The 19,633-nt window shown below is 57.4% G+C and carries 16 protein-coding genes; 7 read left to right on the forward strand and 9 right to left on the reverse strand.

Annotation, left to right across the window (positions count from 1 at the left end; all coding sequences use genetic code 11):
- The first annotated feature begins 41 nt into the window (after nucleotides 1-41).
- Entirely contained in the window at nucleotides 42-1,289 is a 1,248-nt protein-coding gene (locus V1566_RS06815; protein ID WP_395305421.1) for a polysaccharide deacetylase family protein, read from the forward strand.
- A 3-nt stretch (nucleotides 1,290-1,292) separates the two neighbouring features.
- On the opposite strand, the gene panD is transcribed toward V1566_RS06815, so the two are convergent.
- The 9 genes from panD to thpR all read right to left on the reverse strand — a co-directional run bounded on the left by panD (nucleotide 1,293) and on the right by thpR (nucleotide 8,228).
- Nucleotides 1,293-1,673: an aspartate 1-decarboxylase gene (gene panD, locus V1566_RS06820; RefSeq protein WP_395305422.1), complete on the reverse strand. Its 381-nt coding sequence runs from the start codon at nucleotides 1,671-1,673 to the stop codon at nucleotides 1,293-1,295.
- 31 nt (nucleotides 1,674-1,704) lie between these two features.
- Nucleotides 1,705-2,556: a pantoate--beta-alanine ligase gene (gene panC / locus V1566_RS06825; protein WP_219324647.1), complete on the reverse strand. Its 852-nt coding sequence runs from the start codon at nucleotides 2,554-2,556 to the stop codon at nucleotides 1,705-1,707.
- A gap of 11 nt (nucleotides 2,557-2,567) precedes the next feature.
- On the reverse strand, nucleotides 2,568-3,359 hold the full coding sequence (gene panB / locus V1566_RS06830; RefSeq protein ID WP_395305423.1) for a 3-methyl-2-oxobutanoate hydroxymethyltransferase: 792 nt from the start codon (nucleotides 3,357-3,359) through the stop codon (nucleotides 2,568-2,570).
- 122 nt (nucleotides 3,360-3,481) lie between these two features.
- Nucleotides 3,482-3,961: a 2-amino-4-hydroxy-6-hydroxymethyldihydropteridine diphosphokinase gene (folK, locus tag V1566_RS06835; protein ID WP_395305424.1), complete on the reverse strand. Its 480-nt coding sequence runs from the start codon at nucleotides 3,959-3,961 to the stop codon at nucleotides 3,482-3,484.
- Complete coding sequence (gene pcnB, locus V1566_RS06840; protein WP_071789389.1) at nucleotides 3,958-5,355, reverse strand: polynucleotide adenylyltransferase PcnB; 1,398 nt, start codon at nucleotides 5,353-5,355, stop codon at nucleotides 3,958-3,960. The genes folK and pcnB overlap by 4 nt, the downstream gene beginning before the upstream one ends.
- Before the next feature lie 42 nt (nucleotides 5,356-5,397).
- Complete coding sequence (gluQRS, locus tag V1566_RS06845; RefSeq protein WP_395305425.1) at nucleotides 5,398-6,288, reverse strand: tRNA glutamyl-Q(34) synthetase GluQRS; 891 nt, start codon at nucleotides 6,286-6,288, stop codon at nucleotides 5,398-5,400.
- A gap of 59 nt (nucleotides 6,289-6,347) precedes the next feature.
- Entirely contained in the window at nucleotides 6,348-6,803 is a 456-nt protein-coding gene (dksA, locus tag V1566_RS06850) for an RNA polymerase-binding protein DksA (RefSeq protein WP_001155232.1), read from the reverse strand.
- A 176-nt stretch (nucleotides 6,804-6,979) separates the two neighbouring features.
- Nucleotides 6,980-7,684, reverse strand: coding sequence for a DNA/RNA nuclease SfsA (gene sfsA, locus V1566_RS06855; RefSeq protein ID WP_395305426.1), 705 nt, complete (start codon nucleotides 7,682-7,684; stop codon nucleotides 6,980-6,982).
- Nucleotides 7,674-8,228 carry an RNA 2',3'-cyclic phosphodiesterase gene (gene thpR / locus V1566_RS06860; protein ID WP_395305427.1) on the reverse strand — a complete coding sequence of 185 codons (555 nt, stop codon included), beginning with the start codon at nucleotides 8,226-8,228 and terminating at the stop codon, nucleotides 7,674-7,676. Before thpR ends, sfsA begins: the two co-directional genes overlap by 11 nt.
- A gap of 73 nt (nucleotides 8,229-8,301) precedes the next feature.
- On the opposite strand from thpR, the gene hrpB reads away from it, so the two are divergent.
- The 6 genes from hrpB to fhuB all read left to right on the forward strand — a co-directional run bounded on the left by hrpB (nucleotide 8,302) and on the right by fhuB (nucleotide 19,618).
- Complete coding sequence (gene hrpB, locus V1566_RS06865; protein WP_395305428.1) at nucleotides 8,302-10,731, forward strand: ATP-dependent helicase HrpB; 2,430 nt, start codon at nucleotides 8,302-8,304, stop codon at nucleotides 10,729-10,731.
- Between the two features lie 155 nt (nucleotides 10,732-10,886).
- Complete coding sequence (gene mrcB, locus V1566_RS06870) at nucleotides 10,887-13,412, forward strand: bifunctional glycosyl transferase/transpeptidase (protein ID WP_248238547.1); 2,526 nt, start codon at nucleotides 10,887-10,889, stop codon at nucleotides 13,410-13,412.
- Nucleotides 13,413-13,645: 233 nt separating this feature from the next.
- The gene (gene fhuA / locus V1566_RS06875) at nucleotides 13,646-15,901 is read left to right on the forward strand and encodes a ferrichrome porin FhuA (protein ID WP_395305429.1); all 2,256 of its coding nucleotides are present in this window, start codon (nucleotides 13,646-13,648) and stop codon (nucleotides 15,899-15,901) included.
- A gap of 50 nt (nucleotides 15,902-15,951) precedes the next feature.
- Complete coding sequence (gene fhuC / locus V1566_RS06880) at nucleotides 15,952-16,749, forward strand: Fe3+-hydroxamate ABC transporter ATP-binding protein FhuC (protein WP_033144663.1); 798 nt, start codon at nucleotides 15,952-15,954, stop codon at nucleotides 16,747-16,749.
- Nucleotides 16,749-17,639, forward strand: coding sequence for a Fe(3+)-hydroxamate ABC transporter substrate-binding protein FhuD (gene fhuD / locus V1566_RS06885; RefSeq protein WP_213329171.1), 891 nt, complete (start codon nucleotides 16,749-16,751; stop codon nucleotides 17,637-17,639). Before fhuC ends, fhuD begins: the two co-directional genes overlap by 1 nt.
- Entirely contained in the window at nucleotides 17,636-19,618 is a 1,983-nt protein-coding gene (gene fhuB, locus V1566_RS06890) for a Fe(3+)-hydroxamate ABC transporter permease FhuB (RefSeq protein ID WP_395305430.1), read from the forward strand. Before fhuD ends, fhuB begins: the two co-directional genes overlap by 4 nt.
- Nucleotides 19,619-19,633: the final 15 nt, after the last annotated feature.

A 19,633-nucleotide genomic window follows, 5' to 3' on the forward strand; every position in this document is an offset into this window, starting at 1 on the left:
TTGTTACAATAGCGGCAGTTTCCCGCACCGATTAAGACACCATGCTACCGCGTATTCTTTTCTTGCTATTGACGCTCATTTCCGGCGTCAGCTCAGCCAGTTTACTCAGCCAGCAAACGCTGCCTGCCCAGTATATGCAAACCACCGAAGACGCGGCGATCTGGGCGCAGGTGGGGAACAGCGTCATCAACGTGGGTAACGTGCGCGCCGGACAGATCCTGGCCGTTGTGCCCGCGGCGGCGGACTACTACGAATTTCGCTTCGGTTTTGGTACGGGGTTTATCGACAAGGGGCACCTTGAGCCGGTTCAGGGGAAACAGCGCGTTGAGGACAGCCTCGGGGATCTCAATAAACCCCTGAGCAACCAGAACCTGATTACCTGGAAAGATACGCCGGTGTATAACGCGCCTTCCGGCGGTAGCGCACCGTTCGGTACATTAAGCGCCAATCTGCGCTATCCGATACTGAACAAACTGAAAGACCGTCTGAATCAGACCTGGTTCCAGATCCGCATCGGCAACCGACTGGCGTGGATCAGCAGCCTGGATGCGCAGGAAGATAACGGACTTCCGATTCTGACCTACCATCATATTCTGCGTGATGAAGAAAACACCCGTTTTCGACATACGTCTACGACCACCAGCGTACGCGCGTTCAACAACCAGATGGCCTGGTTACGCGATCAGGGCTATACCACCCTGACGATGTATCAGCTGGAAGGGTACGTGCGTAACAAAATGAACCTGCCAGCAAAATCGGTGGTGATTACCTTTGACGACGGCCTGAAATCGGTCAGCCGCTATGCCTATCCGGTGCTGAAAGAGTACGGCTTCAAGGCCACCGCGTTTATTATCTCTTCCCGCATCAAAGGCCATGCGCAGAAGTGGGACCCTAAATCACTGCAGTTTATGAGCGTGCAGGAGATTAAGGGCATTCAGGATGTGTTCGACATTCAGTCTCACACCCATTTTCTGCATCGCGTTGATGGATACAAACACCCGATCTTACTGAGCCGCAGCTATCACGTAATTTTGTTTGATTTTGAACGCTCGCGTCGCGCGCTGGCGCAGTTTAATCCACGCGTGCTTTATCTTTCCTATCCGTTTGGCGGCTACGACAATAAAGCGATAAAGGCGGCGAATGACGCCGGTTTCCATCTTGCGGTGACAACGGTGAAAGGGAAGGTGAAGCCTGGGGATAATCCGTTCTTACTGAAGCGGTTGTACATATTAAGAACGGATTCGCTGGAGACCATGTCGCGGCTGATTAGCAATCAGCCGCAGGGGTAGTGCTTATGCAACCTGAACCGGGATCGCCTTCGCCGTGCGTTTCATGTCGTTGTCGCCTTCGAAGTAGGCCACTTTCGGCTGCCAGCGACGCGCTTCTTCGTCAGACATCATCACGAAGCTGGCGATAATCACAATATCACCCACGTCCGCGCAGTGCGCTGCCGCGCCGTTAACGGAGATGATTTTAGACCCGCGCTCGGCGGCAATGGCGTAGGTTGAGAAACGTTTGCCGTTGTTGACGTTCCAGATATCAATCGCTTCGTTTTCAAGGATCCCCACAGCATCAAGGAAATCCTGGTCAATGGCGCAGGAGCCTTCATAGTGCAGGTCGGCCTGGGTGACTTTCACACGGTGAAGCTTACCTTGCAGCATTTTGCGAATCATTACGTTTACCTTTCATTATCAAGGGCCAGAACTACGCCAGCTCAACCACTTTATTATCAATCAGACGAGCCTGGCCAAGCCATGCCGCTACCAGGATCACCGCACGTTTGCTGGTTTCAGTAAATTCCAGCAGCGTATCAGCATCACGAATTTGTACGTCGTCAGCGCGAAGACCTTTATCGTTCAGCGCCTGTTCGGCGAGGGCGACGATCTCTTCCACGGTCAACTCTTTTGCCAGAACCTGCTCCGCCATGGTGTTCATGACCTTGCTTAAGCCCGGCGCGATTTTACGCTGTTCGGCGGTCAGATAGCCATTTCGCGAGCTGAGCGCCAGACCGTCTTTGGCGCGTACAATCGGCACGCCGACAATCTCAATATCGTAACCCATATCCGCGACCATTTTGCGGATCAGCGCCAGCTGCTGGAAATCTTTCTCACCGAAGCAGGCAACGTCCGGCTGCACCAGGTTAAAGAGCTTGCTGACGATGGTCGACACGCCGCGGAAATGACCCGGGCGGCTTGCGCCTTCCAGCATGGTGGAAATGCCCGGTACGTCAACGTAAGTGGCCTCTTCCGTACCCTGCGGATACACGTCCGACGGTGCCGGAGAGAAGACAATATCCGCATGGCGTTTTTTCAGCTTCTCGCAATCTTCCTGCAGGGTGCGCGGATAGCGTGCCAGATCGTCGGCGCGGTCAAACTGCATTGGGTTAACGAAGATACTGACCACCACGATATCTGCACGGGCTCTTGCTTCATCGACCAGCTTCATATGGCCGTCATGCAGGTTGCCCATGGTCGGGACCAGTGCGATACGTTTACCTTCCTGACGCGCGCGACGGATATGCTGGCGCAGCAGCGGCAGGGTTTCAATGATTAGCACAACGAGACTCCTTAATGGAAACTGTGTTCTTCACCCGGGTAAACACCGGATTCAACGTCGGCAATATACTGCCTGACCGCGGCGCGCATGTCGCCCGCTTCGGTGAGGAAATTTTTGGCAAACTTCGGAATATGCCCGCCGGTAATGCCGAAGGCGTCGTGCATCACCAGAATCTGACCGTCGGTCACGTTGCCCGCGCCAATACCGATCACCGGAATCGACAAGGCTTCAGTAATACGCTTCGCCAGCTCAACCGGCACGCACTCCAGCACCAGCAGCTGCGCGCCTGCGGCTTCCAGCGCCAGGGCATCATCAAACAGCGTCTGGGCGGCGTCACCGCGGCCCTGCACCTTATAGCCACCGAAGATGTTGACGGACTGCGGCGTCAGGCCCAAATGGCCGCACACCGGCACGGCGCGTTCGGTGAGCATCTTCACCGTCTCCACCAGCCACGCGCCGCCTTCAATTTTGACCATATTGGCCCCGGCGCGCATCACCGCTGCCGCGTTTTCGAATGCCTGCTCCGGCGTGGCGTAGGCCATAAACGGCAGATCGGAGAGCAGCAGGCAGGCTGGGGCACCGCGGCGCACGGCGCGGGTATGGTAAGCGATATCCTCAACCGTGACCGGCAGGGTGGAATCATGTCCTTGTACCGTCATCCCTAACGAATCTCCGACCAGCATGACGTTGATACCCTCTTCGGCAAAGAGTTTGGCGAAGCTGTAGTCATACGCGGTGATGGTGGCGAAGCGTTTTTTGTCCTGTTTGCATTTCTGCAGTAAGGAGATGGTGGTTGGTTTCATACTGTTTCCTGATAGCCCAAAAGCGAATCTTTGCGCATTCTAACAGTAACATTCGAGGGAACAATGATTTTAGGTAACCGATTAGCCACAATTACTTTGAGGCTAATCGGCAGGGGACCGGATCACCAGTGGGCGGGTCTTTCCGCGTTGAGGCCGTCCAGAATGGACTTAAGTGGGGTGCCGTCCGGGAAGATGAGAGCGGGGGCGACTTCAAAGAGCGGCCAGAGCATAAACCCGCGATTTTTCATGTCGTAATGCGGAACGGTGAGACGTTCAGTGTTAATGGTCTCGTGACCAAACAGCATAATGTCGAGGTCCAGCGTGCGCGGTCCCCAGCGTTCTTCTTTGCGTACGCGGCCCTGCTGTAGTTCGATGCGCTGAGTATTGTCCAGCAGCGTTTCGGCATTAAGGGCTGTTTCCAGCATTACAGCGGCGTTGAGATAATCAGGCTGATCCTGCGGACCCAGCGGCGGAGTGCGGTAATACGAGGAGACCGCTACGATCCGACTCTGTGGGATCTCGCCCAGCGCCTGTACGGCAGCGTTAACCTGCTCCAGCGGAGAGGCTAAATTACTGCCGATGGCGATGTACGCGAGGGTCATGCTGTCCCTTCACGACGCGGCGCGCGTTTGCGCGGACGACGATGGCGGCGACGCGGTTCCGGCTCTTCATCCAGCCCGGTGAGCATATCTTTCTGCTCCGGCGGGGCGGAAACCTGGAATTCGGCCCACCACTGGGACAGGCGTTGCAGCTCCTGATTGCGTTCAATTTCAGCACGCAGCGACAGCAGATCGAAGGCGGCGCGGAATTTTGGATGCTCCATCAGCTTCCAGGCGCGTTTGCCCTGACGACGAGACATACGCAACTGAAGCTGCCAGATATCGCGCACCAGCGTGGTAATACGTTTCGGAATAGCGAGCGTACGGCAGCCTTCGTCCAGCACGTCGTTTGCGGCCAGCGCGAAGGCATCATAGTAGGCGAGCCCGCTCTCCTGAGTGATGCGCTGGGCCGTTTCCAGCAGCGGATACCAGAACATCGCCGCAAACAGGAACGCCGGATTGACGCGCATGTCGTTGCGAATACGGGTATCGGTATTTTTCAGCACCTGCGCAATCATCCGCTCCATTGGGCTATCACCGCTTTCAGTGAAGTAGCGGGTAATGGTCGGGAACAGCGGCTGGAACAGGTTGTATTCGCGCAGCAGGTTATAGGTTTCAAAGCCGTGGCCGGCCTGCAGCAGCTTCAGCGCCTCTTCAAACAGACGAGCAGGCGGCACGTCGTTAATCAGCGTTGCCAGACGCGGAATCGGCTCTGCCGTTTCCGGGCTGATGCGCATATCCAGCTTGGCGGCAAAACGCACGGCGCGCAGCATACGCACGGGATCTTCACGATAGCGCGTTTCCGGCGTGCCGATCAGACGGATCAGACCTTCTTTCAGGTCCTGCATGCCGCCGACGTAATCGCGCACGGTGAAATCCGCCACGCTGTAATAAAGGCTGTTGATGGTGAAATCGCGGCGCTGGGCATCTTCTTCGATGGAACCGAAGATGTTATCACGCAGCAGCATGCCGTTCTGGCCCTGCTGTGACGTCGTGCGATCCGATACGCCCGCTTCGTGGTGGCCGCGGAAGGTCGCCACTTCGATAATTTCCGGCCCAAACATCACGTGAGCCAGACGGAAACGGCGGCCAACGAGACGACAGTTACGGAATAATTTGCGTACCTGCTCAGGCGTGGCGCTGGTCGTCACGTCGAAATCTTTCGGTTTTTTGCCCAGCAGTAAATCACGCACTCCACCGCCCACGAGGTAGGCCTCGTAGCCCGCTTTATTCAGACGATAGAGCACCTTGAGGGCATTTTCACTGATATCTTTGCGGGAAATCGTGTGCTGCTCACGCGGAATAACCGACATGTGTGGCTGTGCAATAGCGTCGTTCGCCATGCTCTCTTCGCGGCTTAGCACTTTACGGCAAAAATTAGCGACTCGGGTAAAAATGGTACACCTCGTAGTGTGTTTTGTTATGAAAAAAGCGGCTAATCATAGCTCAGCGCAACGCATTTGAGAATGCTGGATTTTTGGCACTGCCGCGAGCGTCCAGTTGGCAATGGCCATATTCAGCAGTTCGTCAATACGCAGATCCTGCCATTCGTTGGTTATATTCTGGTTGAGAAATCGCAGCGCGTCGATCAAAACAGGACGCGGATCGCCGTCTGGCAGGGCCGGGGCGTGGTTCTGCTTTGACAATTTAAAGCCCTGCGCATTGACCGCCAGCGGCAGATGAATGTAGTCCGGTGCCGCCCAGCCAAACTGGTGATAGAGCGATATTTGTCGCACGGTCGGTTCGACCAGGTCTGCTCCGCGCACAATTTCCGTCACGCCCTGAAAATGATCGTCCACCACCACCGCCAGGTTATAGGCAAACAGACCATCGCGACGGTGAATAATAAAATCCTCACGCGCCAGACGTTCATCGGCATGAATTTCACCGGAGAGTAAATCGGTAAAGCGCGTCACCGGGGAGCACTGCTTGATGCGCACGGCTGCATTTTCCGGAGGATGGTTGAGCGTACGGCAGTGGCCGTCATAAACGCCGCCTGCACTCTGGATGCGCGCGCGGGTACAGGTGCAGTTATAGGAAAGTCCCTGAGCGCGAAGCCAGGCCAGACGTTCCCGATAAGCCTCGTGACGTTTTGACTGCCAGAGCACCTCGTCATCCCAGTGAAGACCGTAATGTTCCAGCTGACGCAGAATCGTCTCTGCAGCACCGGGAACCTCACGCGGAGGGTCAATATCTTCAATGCGAACGAGCCATTTTCCCTGGCGGGCGCGAGCCTGCAGGTAGCTGCCGAGCGCGGCAATTAATGAGCCGAAGTGTAATTCACCGGAAGGAGATGGCGCGAAGCGCCCAATATAGTGTGATTCAGACATATCAACAGTAACAAGGCGGGAGAGACTCCCGCCTTTGAAGTGTGTAAACAGCGCTGGTGTTAACCGGCCATCTGTTTTTCGCGGATTTCGGCCAGCGTTTTACAGTCGATGCAGAGATCGGCGGTTGGACGCGCTTCCAGGCGACGAATGCCAATTTCAACACCGCAGGATTCGCAGTAGCCAAAATCTTCGTCTTCGACTTTTTTCAGCGTTTTCTCGATCTTTTTGATCAGTTTGCGTTCGCGGTCACGGTTACGCAGTTCGAGGCTGAACTCTTCTTCCTGAGCGGCACGGTCTACCGGGTCCGGGAAGTTAGCAGCTTCATCCTGCATATGAGTAACGGTGCGATCGACTTCATCCCTGAGTTGATTACGCCATGCTTCAAGAATACGCTTGAAGTGCGACAGCTGGGCTTCGTTCATATACTCTTCGCCCGGCTTCTCTTGATACGGCTCCACCCCAGCGATGGCGAGAATACTCAGGGACGATGTTTTACGGTTTTGCCCTTCTTGCATGTTGCTTCTCCTTAACACGCACTATCGATCCCCGTGTTGGGGGAAAAATCAGGTCGCTATAAATAGCAGATGCTTTTCCGGATGGCAATTATCTAAACGTAACACTTGACAAGCCTGTGAGGAAAAGCGTATTTGCGCACGCGGCCAGAACACTTAATCGTCAATCGTCTAATCCCTTATAAGACAATGGGAAGAGAGGATATCAGAGTCATATTATCGGCAGAAAGTTCCGCTTTATAAGCGAAAACCTCTACCCCCTGCTTTTGTGCCTCATTCAACAATTGCGCGTATTTAGGATCAATATGGCGGGCAGGGGAGAAACGTTCAATGGCTGAATGCAACACCGCAAACAGCAATACGGCGCGTTTGCCCGCCGCCGCAACACTCATTAGCTCTCGCAGATGCTTCTGGCCACGTAGCGTTACCGCATCCGGGAAGTAGCCATTTTCCTGTTCCGCTAACGTCACTGATTTCACTTCAATATAGCACTCCGGCCTGTCTTCCGCCTGTAACATGAAGTCAATTCTGCTGCCTTCATCGCCATATTTCACTTCACTTTTATGCGTGCCATATCCTACCAGTTCAGGAATTGTGCCATGGGTCAGCGCTTCCTTAACCAGTTGATTGGCACGTAGGGTATTCACACAAATAAATGCCCCGTCTTGCGTCTCGGTCATTTCCCACGTATGGGCATATTTGCGTTTAGTATTTTCAGAAGTGGAATACCAGACCCTGTCACCCGGTGTCGCACAGCCCGTCATGGCGCCGGTATTGGGGCAGTGCAGGGTGAGCTGTACCCCTTCGGGGGTGATCACGTCGGCGAGGAAGCGTTTGTAGCGTTGGATAAGCGTAGCGTGCTGCAGAGGAGGACTAAACTTCATCAGAATTCCTTTCGGTGTTGCCCAGCGTCCAGCGCTGTAGCGGCGTATAGCGGGTGCGTCCCTGTGCAAAGACGGATTCGTAAAGCGCGAATCCGTTGACCGGAAAGGCCCAGTGAAAACCCGGCGGCGGGATGGCAACGGCCTGACCGGCATCGCGCAGCAGCGTGATGTGTGGATGAAACGGCTGCGGGCTCTGATAACACCCGCTGCGCGCGGCCTGCGCGCGCAGCATATTCGCCAGCTGCAATAATCCGCGCGGTGGCTGGCGCGTGCCGAGCCAGACCACGCGCGAACGCAGCCACTGACCCGCGTCGTCGAGGTGCAGCGTAAATTCAGGCTGGGCAATACGCCCGGCCATTGCGGCTAACGCTCGTTGCTTTTCGGCACTCACGTCGCCCAAAAAGGCCAGCGTCATGTGCAGGTTAGCGGCCGCGACAGGGCGGCCTGCCTCCGGCGGGAAGCGATCGGCGCGCCAGCGAACAATTTGACGCTGTATCGTGGTGGGCAATTCAATGGCAAAAAACAGCCGTTTCGACTCAGACATACGGAGGACTCGGTAATGATATGCGCCGATGCTACAATGTACGCCGACTAATGTTAACCCTCTGGAGCTGTTAGTGTCCTCATTGCCGGTCGCCGTCATTCTTCCTGAGCTTCTCGCTGCCTTACACCATGCCCCGCAGGTTTTGCTGAATGCCCCTACAGGCGCGGGCAAGTCTACCTGGCTGCCGCTGCAGATTCTGAAAGACGGAAACATCAGCGGGAAAATTATTCTGCTGGAGCCGCGCAGGCTGGCCGCGCGCAACGTGGCGCAGCGTCTGGCGGAACTGCTGAATGAAAAACCGGGCGAAACGGTAGGTTACAGGATGCGTGCCGAGACCTGCGTTGGCCCGACCACGCGTCTTGAAGTGGTCACTGAGGGTATTCTCACCCGCATGCTGCAAAACGATCCGGAGCTGAACGGCGTCGGGTTGGTGATCCTGGATGAGTTCCACGAGCGCAGCCTGCAGGCGGATCTGGCTCTCGCCCTGTTGCTGGATGTGCAGCAGGGGCTGCGCGACGATCTCCGGCTGCTTATTATGTCGGCCACGCTGGATAACGAGCGGCTACGACAGGCATTACCCGATGCGCCGGTCATCAGCTCAGAGGGGCGGGCATTTCCGGTTGATCGCCGCTATCAGCCGCTTCCTTCCCATCAGCGTTTTGACGAGGCCGTCGCCATTGCCACCGCTGAGCTGCTGCGTCAGGAACCCGGTTCCCTGCTGCTGTTTTTGCCGGGCGTCGGTGAAATCCAGCGCGTGCAGGAGCAGCTTTCTACCCGTGTAGCCGGCGATGTGTTGCTTTGTCCGCTCTACGGCGCGTTGTCGCTGCAGGATCAGCGTAAAGCTATCCTTCCGGCCCCGGTTGGGCAACGCAAGGTGGTGCTGGCAACCAACATTGCTGAAACCAGTTTGACCATTGAAGGCATTCGTCTGGTGGTGGATAGCGCGCAGGAGAGAGTGGCAAGCTTTGACCCGCGTAGCGGGCTGACTAAACTCCTGACGCAGCGCATTAGTCAGGCGTCGATGGTGCAGCGCGCGGGCCGTGCGGGGCGTCTTGAACCGGGTATCTGCCTGCATTTGACCAGCGCGGAACAGGCTGAACGCGCTGCACAGCAAAGCACCCCGGAAATTTTACAAAGTGATTTGTCTGGCCTGGTGATGGATCTGCTCCAGTGGGGCTGCCCGAACCCTGAACAGCTCACCTGGCTTAATCCTCCGCCTGTTGTGAACCTCACCGCTGCGCGCACCCTGCTGACCCAGCTCGGCGCGCTGGAAGGCGAGCGTCTGACGGCGCGCGGCCAGAAAATGGCGGCGCTGGGCAACGATCCGCGGCTGGCCGCGATGCTGGTGGCCGCGCAAGGGGATGATGAAATTGCCACGGCGGCAAAACTGGCGGCTATTCTTGAGGAGCCGCCTCGCGGTGGCAGCAGCGATCTGGGGCAGGCATTTTCGCGCAATCAGGGGAACTGGCAGCAGCGGGCGCAGCAGTTGTGCAAACGCCTGAATAGCCGGGGAGGATCGCCTGACAGCGATAAGATTGCCTTCCTGCTGGCACAGGCCTTCCCGGACAGGATCGCGCGTCGGCGCGGGCTGGACGGTCGCTACCAGCTGGCAAACGGCATGGGGGCGATGCTGGACAGCGATGATGCGCTGACGCGTCACGAATGGCTGATCGCCCCGCTGTTGCTGCAGGGCAGCCATTCTCCGGATGCGCGTATCCTGCAGGCGATTGCCGTAGAGATTGACGCCCTGACGCGTGCCTGTCCGCAGCTGCTTCAGCAATCTGATACCGTGGAATGGGATGACGCCCAGGGCACGCTGAAGGCCTTTCGTCGCAGCCAGATTGGTAAGTTGACGTTAGGAACGAAGCCGCTGGCGAAGCCGTCGGAAGACGAGCTTCATCAGGCGATGCTGAACGGCATTCGGGAAAAAGGGCTGAGCGCCCTGAACTGGACGCCGGAAGCGGAGCAGTACCGCATTCGTCTGCACTGTGCCGCGAAGTGGCTACCGGAATATAGTTGGCCTGCGATGGATGACGAGACGCTGCTCGCTACGCTTGAGCGCTGGCTACTGCCGCAAATGAGCGGCGTACACTCTCTGCGAGCCCTTAAGGCGCTTGATGTTAAGACCGCGTTACAGAATTTACTGGACTGGTCATTACGTCAACGTCTGGATAGTGAACTGCCAGGGCATTACACTGTGCCGACCGGAAGCCGGATTGCCATCCGTTATCATGAGGATAATCCGCCGGCGCTGGCGGTTCGGATACAGGAGATGTTTGGTGAAGCCACCACGCCGTCCATTGCGGAAGGGCGTATGCCGTTAGTGCTTGAGCTGCTGTCGCCTGCGCATCGTCCATTACAAATCACCCGAGATCTGGGGGCGTTCTGGGCGGGAAGCTACCGTGAAGTGCAGAAAGAGATGAAGGGGCGATATCCCAAACATGTCTGGCCGGACGATCCGGCGAATACGGCGCCGACGCGGCGAACGAAGAAATATTCGTAAGTTAGATGAAAGGGGGGAGTGCGGCCTGATGCCCTCACCCCAGCCCTCTCCCACGGGGAGAGGGAGAAAACAAATTTTGAGAGATTTCTTCTTTCACAGGCCTGTGAAAGAAAAGAAAATCTGGCCTTTGCGCCTGAAAGTTGCGGAGAAAAAGCATGGCGGGGAATGACCGCGAGCCAATAGGACGTAAGGGAAAACCCACGCGTCCGGCGAAAGAAAAGGTAAGCCGTCGTCGCCTCAGAGATGAGGACTATGACGATGACTATGAAGACGATTATGAGGATGAAGAACCGATGCCGCGTAATGGAAAAGGCAAAGGGCGTAAGCCTCGGGGCAAGCGCGGCTGGTTCTGGCTGCTGCTGAAGCTGTTTATTGTTTTTGTTGTGCTGATGGCGATTTACGGCGTGTATCTGGATCAGAAGATCCGCAGCCGTATCGACGGTAAAGTCTGGCAGCTACCTGCGGCAGTATATGGCCGTATGGTGAACCTTGAGCCAGATATGTCCATCACGAAGAACGAGATGGTGAAACTGCTGGAAGCCACCCAGTATCGTCAGGTGTCAAAAATGACGCGGCCTGGCGAATTTACCGTGCAGTCCAACAGCATTGAGATGATCCGTCGTCCGTTTGATTTCCCGGACAGCAAAGAGGGGCAGGTGCGCGCGCGTCTGACCTTTGACGGCGATCGTCTCGACACCATCGAGAACATGGATAACAACCGTCAGTTCGGTTTCTTCCGCCTCGATCCGCGTCTGATCACCATGCTTTCGTCGGCAAACGGCGAGCAACGCCTGTTCGTGGCGCGTAACGGCTTCCCGGATCTGCTGGTCGATACTCTGCTGGCAACCGAAGACCGTCACTTCTACGAGCACGATGGCATCAGCCTCTACTCGATTGGTCGTGCGGTGCTGGCTAACCTGACTGCCGGTCGAACCGTGCAGGGGGCGAGTACGCTGACTCAGCAGCTGGTGAAGAACCTGTTCCTCTCCAGCGAACGCTCTTACTGGCGTAAAGCGAACGAAGCCTACATGGCCGTGCTGATGGATGCGCGCTACAGCAAGGATCGTATCCTTGAGCTGTATATGAACGAGGTCTACCTCGGTCAGAGCGGGGATAACGAAATCCGCGGCTTCCCGCTGGCGAGTCTGTACTACTTTGGTCGTCCGGTGGAAGAGCTGAGTCTGGACCAGCAGGCGCTGCTGGTGGGTATGGTGAAAGGGGCATCCATTTATAACCCGTGGCGTAACCCGAAACTGGCCCTGGAACGTCGTAACCTGGTGCTGCGTCTGCTGCAACAACAGCAGGTGATTGACCAGGAGCTGTACGACATGCTGAGCGCGCGTCCTCTCGGCGTGCAGCCGCGCGGCGGCGTGATTTCGCCTCAGCCTGCGTTTATGCAGCTGGTGCGTCAGGAGCTGCAAAGCAAGCTTGGCGATAAGGTCAAAGATCTCTCCGGCGTGAAGATCTTCACCACCTTTGACTCCGTGGCGCAGGATGCAGCAGAAAAAGCGGCGGTGGAAGGCATTCCGGCGCTGAAGAAACAGCGTAAGCTCTCCGATCTTGAAACCGCGATGGTGGTGGTTGACCGTAATTCCGGCGAAGTTCGTGCAATGGTGGGTGGTGCCGAGCCACAGTATGCGGGCTACAACCGCGCCATGCAGGCGCGTCGCTCAATCGGCTCGCTGGCAAAACCGGCAACTTACCTCACTGCCCTGAGTCAGCCAAATCAGTATCGCCTGAATACCTGGATTGCGGATGCGCCTATCTCCCTGCGCCAGCCTAACGGTCAGGTCTGGTCACCGCAGAACGATGATAAACAGTTCAGCGGTCAGGTGATGCTGGTGGATGCGTTAACGCGCTCCATGAACGTACCGACGGTGAACCTGGGCATGTCGCTGGGACTGCCAGCGATTGTCGATACCTGGCAAAAACTGGGCGTGTCGAAAGATCAGCTGCATCCGGTGCCGGCGATGATCCTCGGCGCGCTTAACCTGACGCCGATCGAAGTCGCCCAGGCATTCCAGACCATTGCCAGCGGGGGCAACCGCGCACCGCTGTCAGCTCTGCGTTCGGTGATTGCCGAAGATGGCTCCGTGCTGTATCAGAGCTTCCCGCAGGCGGAGCGTGCCGTTCCTGCTCAGGCCGCCTATATGACGCTGTGGACGATGCAGCAGGTTGTGCAGCGCGGTACCGGGCGTCAGCTGGGTGCGAAGTATCCGGGTCTGCATCTGGCGGGTAAAACCGGGACCACCAACAACAACGTCGATACCTGGTTTGCAGGTATTGATGGTCGTGAAGTGGTGATCACCTGGGTAGGCCGCGACAACAACCAGCCGACCAAACTGTACGGGGCGAGCGGGGCGATGTCGATTTACCAGCGCTATCTGGCCAATCAGTCCCCGGTTCCGCTGAATCTGGTTGCGCCGGAAGACATTGTCGATATGGGCGTGGACAGTTCCGGTAACTTCGTCTGCGGCGGCGGAATGCGTACCCTGCCAGTCTGGACGGCCAATCCGGACTCGCTGTGCCAGCAAAGCCAGCCTGAACAGCCGACGGGCAATCCGTTCGATCAGTCTTCTCAGCCGCAGCAGCAACAGCAGCAACAGCCGCAGCAGCAGAATGAGAAGAAAGACAGCGACGGTGTCGCGGGCTGGATTAAGGACATGTTTGGCGGTAACTAACCTTTTAAAGCCCTCTTCCCCGGAAGGGGGCTTTTTACCCGTAAAACTCATTTCGTTAACCCTCGCTTTAACTCTGATTAACCCTTCGTTTTCTCTTGTCTATTTCTTAAACCCTTAATTCTCATAGGGGTGCTTACTGCTTGCTATGCAACCAGCGTTTCGCATATTATTCTGGCGCTCATAATAATAATTCTCGTTTACGTTATCATTCACTTTCACATCAGAGATTCAACATGGCGCTTTCCAATACTGCTCAGCCAATTAACACGTCGCTGCGTAAAATCGCGGTCGTCGTAGCCACGGCGGTTGCCGGCATGTCGGCTTATGCACATGCTGCCGAAGCCCCGAAAAAAGAAGAAACCATTACGGTAACCGCAGCCCCTGCGGCACAGGAAAGTGCCTGGGGGCCTGCTGCGACCATCGCCGCAAGACAATCCGCGACCGGGACCAAAACGGATACCCCGATTCAAAAGGTTCCTCAGTCTATTTCTGTGGTCACGGCCGAAGAGATGGCGCTGCATCAGCCGCGCTCGGTAAAAGAAGCCCTGAGCTACACGCCGGGCGTTGCGGTAGGCACGCGCGGCGCGTCTAACACCTATGACTATTTGATTATTCGCGGCTTTGCGGCCGATGGTCAGACGCAGAATAACTACCTCGACGGCATGAAAATGCAGGGGAACTTCTATAACGACGCGGTGATTGATCCTTATATGCTGGAGCGCGCCGAGATCATGCGCGGTCCGGTTTCCGTTCTGTACGGCAAAAGCAGCCCTGGCGGCTTGCTGAACATGGTCAGCAAGCGCCCAACCACCGAGCCGCTGAAAGAGATCCAGTTCAAAGTCGGCACGGATAGCCTGTTCCAGACCGGGTTCGACTTTAGCGATGCAATTGACGATGACGGCGTTTACTCTTACCGCTTAACGGGCGTTGCGCGTTCGAATAATTCCCAGCAGGAAGGTAAGGGCGAGCAGCGTTACGCCATCGCGCCATCTTTCTCCTGGCGTCCGGATGATAAAACCACCTTCACGTTCCTCTCCTACTTCCAGAACGAGCCGGAAACGGGCTATTACGGCTGGCTGCCAAAAGAGGGGACGGTTGATCCGCTGCCGAACGGCGATCGTCTGCCGACGAACTTCAACGAAGGTGCGAAGAACAATACCTATTCCCGTAACCAGAAAATGGTGGGATACAGCTTCGACCACGAGTTTAACGATACCTTTACCGTGCGTCAGAATCTGCGCTATGCGCAGAATAAGACCTCGCAAAACAGCGTTTACGGCTACGGTATGTGTTCCGATCCGCTCTATTCGAGCAATCCGGCATCCAGCCCTTGCGCGAGCGTTCCTCAGTCGCAGTGGGGCCATACGCTGACTCGCCAGTATGTGATCGATAACGAGAAGCTGGAAAACTTCACTGTTGATACGCAGTTGCAGAGCAAGTTCGCGACGGGTTCACTCGATCATACTCTGCTGACGGGTGTGGATTTCATGCGCATGCGTAATGACATCGACTCATGGTTCGGCTATGCCGGTTCCGTTGCGCCATCTGATATCTATAACCTCGATCGTAGCGATTTCGATTTCGGCTCACATCCTGGCCCGTCAGGTGCCTATCAGGTGTTGAACAAGCAAAAGCAGACCGGCGTTTACGCTCAGGATCAGATCGAGTGGGACAAAGTGCTGGTCACGCTGGGTGGCCGATACGACTGGGCCAATCAGGAATCCTACAACCGCGTGTCAAATACCACCTCGGAGCGTAATGACACGCAGTTCACCTGGCGCGGTGGCGTTAACTACCTGTTCGATAACGGCGTCACCCCGTACTTTAGCTATAGCGAGTCGTTTGAGCCGGCTTCTCAGACCGGAGCGAACGGCAACGTCTTTGCACCGTCTAAAGGCAAGCAGTACGAAGCGGGCGTGAAATACGTGCCGAGCGATCGTCCGATCGTTGTTACAGGCGCGGTATACCAGCTAACCAAAACCAACAACCTGATGGCGGATCCGGCGGGCTCGTTCTTCTCCGTTGAAGGCGGTGAAATCCGCGCGCGTGGCGTAGAACTGGAAGCGAAAGCGGCCCTGTCTGCGAGCGTGAACGTCGTCGGTTCCTACACCTACACTGATGCGGAATACACCACCGATACGAACTACAAAGGCAACACGCCTGCGCAGGTGCCTAAACACATGGCATCCGTATGGGGTGATTACACGATGTTTGATGGCCCACTGTCTGGCCTGACGCTGGGTACCGGCGTACGTTACACGGGCTCAAGCTATGGCGATCCGGCGAACTCCTTCAAGGTGGGCAGCTACACCGTTGTCGATGCGCTGGTCAGATACGATCTGGCACGCGTTGGCATGGCGGGCTCAAACGTGGCGCTGCACGTGAACAACCTGTTCGATCGTGAGTACGTTGCCAGCTGCTTCAATACCTACGGCTGCTTCTGGGGTGCTGAACGTCAGGTTGTTGCCACCGCGACCTTCCGCTTCTAATCTCTCTTCGGGCACGGTTCGCCGTGCCCTTTTTATTTAAGTTGGCTGATATGCAGGATATTCAAACGCAACCCGACACCACCTTTACGCTCAACCATCTCTCCTTTCGCGTACCCGGGCGCACGCTGCTGCATCCGCTCTCTCTGACGTTCCCTGCCGGTAAAGTGACGGGCCTGATTGGTCACAACGGCTCCGGTAAATCCACGCTGCTCAAGATGCTGGGGCGCCATCAGCCGCCTTCAGAAGGCGATATTCTGCTGGATGACCAACCGCTGGAGAGCTGGAGCAGTAAAGCCTTTGCCCGGAAAGTGGCCTATCTGCCGCAGCAGCTGCCACAGGCGGAAGGAATGACGGTGCGTGAGCTGGTGGCGATTGGGCGTTATCCGTGGCACGGGGCGCTTGGGCGCTTCGGCGTCGCCGACAGAGAGAAGGTGGAAGAAGCGATTGCGCTGGTCGGGCTAAAACCGCTGGCGCACCGTCTGGTGGATAGCCTGTCCGGCGGCGAACGTCAGCGCGCGTGGATTGCGATGCTGGTGGCGCAGGACAGCCGCTGTCTGCTGCTGGATGAACCGACCTCTGCGCTGGATATCGCGCATCAGGTCGACGTCCTGGCGCTGGTGCATCGCTTGAGCCAGCAGCGTGGTCTGACGGTCATTGCGGTCCTGCACGATATCAACATGGCCGCGCGTTATTGTGACTACCTCGTCGCGCTGCGCGGGGGCGAGATGATTGCCCAGGGCACACCGGCAGAGCTGATGCGCAGCGAGACGCTGGAACATATTTACGGTATTCCGATGGGTATTCTGCCTCACCCTGCCGGGGCTGCACCGGTGAGCTTTGTCTACTGATGCTGGATAACGCACGCATTAGCCGCCGTCGCCTGCTGACGGCGATGGCGCTCTCACCGCTGCTGTTAAAAATGAATACGGCGCGTGCGGCTGCCGTCGATCCGCACCGTATTGTGGCCCTGGAGTGGCTGCCGGTCGAGCTGATGATGGCGCTTGGCGTCACGCCCTATGGCGTGGCGGACATTCCTAACTATAACCTCTGGGTGAACGAGCCGAAGCTGCCGGACTCGGTGATCGACATCGGCCTGCGTACGGAGCCAAACCTTGAACTGCTCACCCAGATGAAACCCTCGTTCATGTTCTGGTCAGCGGGCTACGGTCCGTCAGAGGAGATCATGGCGCGCATTGCGCCAGGACGTGGATTCGCCTTCAGCGACGGTAAAAAACCGCTGGCCATGGCGAAAAACTCGATTAACGAGATGGCGCGTTTCCTCAACCGCGAGGTCGAGGCCAAAAAGCATCTCGATGAATTTGATGCCCTGATCGACTCCCTGAAGCCGCGCTTTGCCAACCGGGGCGATCGTCCGCTGCTGATGGTGACGCTGCTGGATGCCCGCCATATGCTGGTCTTCGGTAAAAACTGCCTGTTCCAGGAGGTGCTCGATAGCTTCGGCATTCGCAATGCCTGGGAAGGGGAGATGACGTTCTGGGGCAGTACCGCGGTGGGTATCGATCGTCTGGCGGCGTTTCGCGATGTCGATGTGCTGTGTTTCGACCACGGCAACGAACGCGCCATGCAAACCCTGATGGCGACTCCGCTCTGGCAGGCGATGCCGTTTGTGCGTGAGCAGCGCTTCCAGCGCGCCCCGGCGGTCTGGTTCTACGGCGCGACGCTGTCGGCCATGCATTTTGCCCGCGTGCTGGATAACGCCCTGGGAGGTAAAGCATGAGTACGCGTATTGCCCGCTTCCCGGCGCTGCTGCTATCCCTGCTTTTTCTGGTTGCGCTGGTATTAACCGGGTTCAACCTCTCGACGGCGTTACCCCGCGCGCAGTGGGGGGCCGCTCTGGCCTCGCCGGATATCGACAATATTCAGCAGATGCTGTTCCACTACAGCCTGCTGCCGCGTCTGGCGATCTCCCTTTTAGTCGGCGCCGGTTTAGGGCTGGTGGGTGTGCTGTTCCAGCAGGTTTTGCGTAATCCGCTGGCAGAGCCAACCACGCTCGGCGTCGCGACCGGCGCACAGCTTGGGATCACCGTCACCACGCTGTGGGCGCTGCCGGGAGCGTTAACCTCGCAGTTTGCGGCACTTGCGGGGGCGTGCGTGGTGGGCGCGCTGGTCTTTGGCGTGGCCTGGGGCAAGCGCCTTTCTCCGGTAACGCTTATTCTGGCCGGGCTGGTGGTGAGCCTCTACTGTGGCGCGATTAACCAGCTGCTGGTGCTGTTCCACCACGATCAGCTGCAAAGCATGTTCCTGTGGAGTACCGGCACGCTCACCCAGACCGACTGGAGCATTGTGCAGCGCCTGTGGCCGCAGCTGGCTGGCGGTGTTGTGCTGACGCTGCTGCTCCTGCGTCCTCTGACGCTCATGGGGCTGGATGATGGCGTGGCGCGTAACCTGGGGCTGGCGCTGTCGCTGGCTCGCCTGGCGGCGCTGACGCTGGCGATTGTATTAAGTGCCCTGCTGGTGAACGCGGTTGGCATCATCGGGTTTATCGGCCTGTTTGCGCCCCTGCTGGCGAAAATGCTCGGAGCGCGTCGTTTACTGACGCGTCTGATGCTGGCGCCGCTGATTGGGGCGCTGATCCTCTGGCTTTCCGATCAGCTTATTCTCTGGCTGGCGCAGGTCTGGAGGGAAGTATCCACCGGCTCTGTGACCGCGCTTATCGGGGCACCGCTGCTGCTGTGGCTGCTCCCGCGCCTGCGCAGCATGAGCGCACCGGCGATGGACGCGGGCGATAAAGTCTACGCTGAACGTCGGTCGGTGCTGTGGTTTAGCCTTGCCGGTCTGGCGGTGCTGATTATCGCCTCGTTCGCGGCACTCTCATTCGGACGCGATGCCTCGGGCTGGCACTGGGCAACGGGTGATTTACTCAATGAACTGCTGCAGTGGCGCTGGCCACGTATCTTCGCTGCGCTGATCGCAGGGGTAATGCTGGCGGTGGCGGGGTGCATAATTCAGCGTCTGACCGGCAACCCGATGGCGAGCCCTGAAGTGCTTGGGATCAGCTCTGGCGCCGCCTTTGGCGTGGTGCTGATGCTGTTCTTTGTGCCAGGCAATGCGTTTGGCTGGCTGATGCCTGCCGGCAGTATCGGCGCGGCAGTCACGCTGATGATTATCCTTATAGCCGCCGGTCGCGGCGGGTTTTCGCCGCATCGCATGCTGCTGGCCGGGATGGCGCTCAGCACCGCATTTACGATGCTGCTGATGATGCTGCAGGCCAGCGGCGATCCGCGTATGGCGAAGATCCTGACCTGGATTTCTGGCTCGACGTACAACGCCACCGGCAGCCAGGTAGTCTGGTCCGGACTGGTGATGCTCGTGCTGCTGGCGTTTGTGCCGCTGTGCCGCCGCTGGATGACTATTCTGCCGCTCGGTGGCGAAACCGCGCGTGCGGTAGGAATGGCGCTGACGCCAGCGCGCGTGGCCTTGCTGCTGCTGGCGGCGTGCCTGACGGCTGTGGCAACCCTGACGATTGGACCGCTGAGTTTTGTCGGATTAATGGCCCCGCACATTGCCAGAATGATGGGATTTCGCCGGACGATGCCGCATATTGTGATGTCGGCTCTGACGGGCGGGGTGATGCTGGTGTTCGCGGACTGGTGCGGAAGAATGGTGCTGTTCCCTTATCAGATCCCGGCGGGGCTGCTGTCGACCTTTATCGGTGCGCCGTATTTTATTTATCTGTTGAGAAAGCAGAGCCGGTAGTCAGGTGCGGCCTGA

It is taken from the genome of Enterobacter sp. ECC-019, assembly GCF_043974075.1.
Taxonomy (GTDB): domain Bacteria; phylum Pseudomonadota; class Gammaproteobacteria; order Enterobacterales; family Enterobacteriaceae; genus Enterobacter; species Enterobacter asburiae_D.

What these genes read in the sequence shown, in the direction of transcription:
- V1566_RS06815 (WP_395305421.1), top strand. Translation starts at nt 42, where the DNA reads ATGCTACCGCGTATTCTTTTCTTGCTATTGACGCTCATTTCCGGCGTC.
- panD (WP_395305422.1), bottom strand. Translation starts at nt 1,673, where the DNA reads ATGATTCGCAAAATGCTGCAAGGTAAGCTTCACCGTGTGAAAGTCACC.
- panB (WP_395305423.1), bottom strand. Translation starts at nt 3,359, where the DNA reads ATGAAACCAACCACCATCTCCTTACTGCAGAAATGCAAACAGGACAAA.
- folK (WP_395305424.1), bottom strand. Translation starts at nt 3,961, where the DNA reads ATGACCCTCGCGTACATCGCCATCGGCAGTAATTTAGCCTCTCCGCTG.
- gluQRS (WP_395305425.1), bottom strand. Translation starts at nt 6,288, where the DNA reads ATGTCTGAATCACACTATATTGGGCGCTTCGCGCCATCTCCTTCCGGT.
- dksA (WP_001155232.1), bottom strand. Translation starts at nt 6,803, where the DNA reads ATGCAAGAAGGGCAAAACCGTAAAACATCGTCCCTGAGTATTCTCGCC.
- sfsA (WP_395305426.1), bottom strand. Translation starts at nt 7,684, where the DNA reads ATGAAGTTTAGTCCTCCTCTGCAGCACGCTACGCTTATCCAACGCTAC.
- thpR (WP_395305427.1), bottom strand. Translation starts at nt 8,228, where the DNA reads ATGTCTGAGTCGAAACGGCTGTTTTTTGCCATTGAATTGCCCACCACG.
- mrcB (WP_248238547.1), top strand. Translation starts at nt 10,887, where the DNA reads ATGGCGGGGAATGACCGCGAGCCAATAGGACGTAAGGGAAAACCCACG.
- fhuA (WP_395305429.1), top strand. Translation starts at nt 13,646, where the DNA reads ATGGCGCTTTCCAATACTGCTCAGCCAATTAACACGTCGCTGCGTAAA.
- fhuC (WP_033144663.1), top strand. Translation starts at nt 15,952, where the DNA reads ATGCAGGATATTCAAACGCAACCCGACACCACCTTTACGCTCAACCAT.
- fhuD (WP_213329171.1), top strand. Translation starts at nt 16,749, where the DNA reads ATGCTGGATAACGCACGCATTAGCCGCCGTCGCCTGCTGACGGCGATG.
- fhuB (WP_395305430.1), top strand. Translation starts at nt 17,636, where the DNA reads ATGAGTACGCGTATTGCCCGCTTCCCGGCGCTGCTGCTATCCCTGCTT.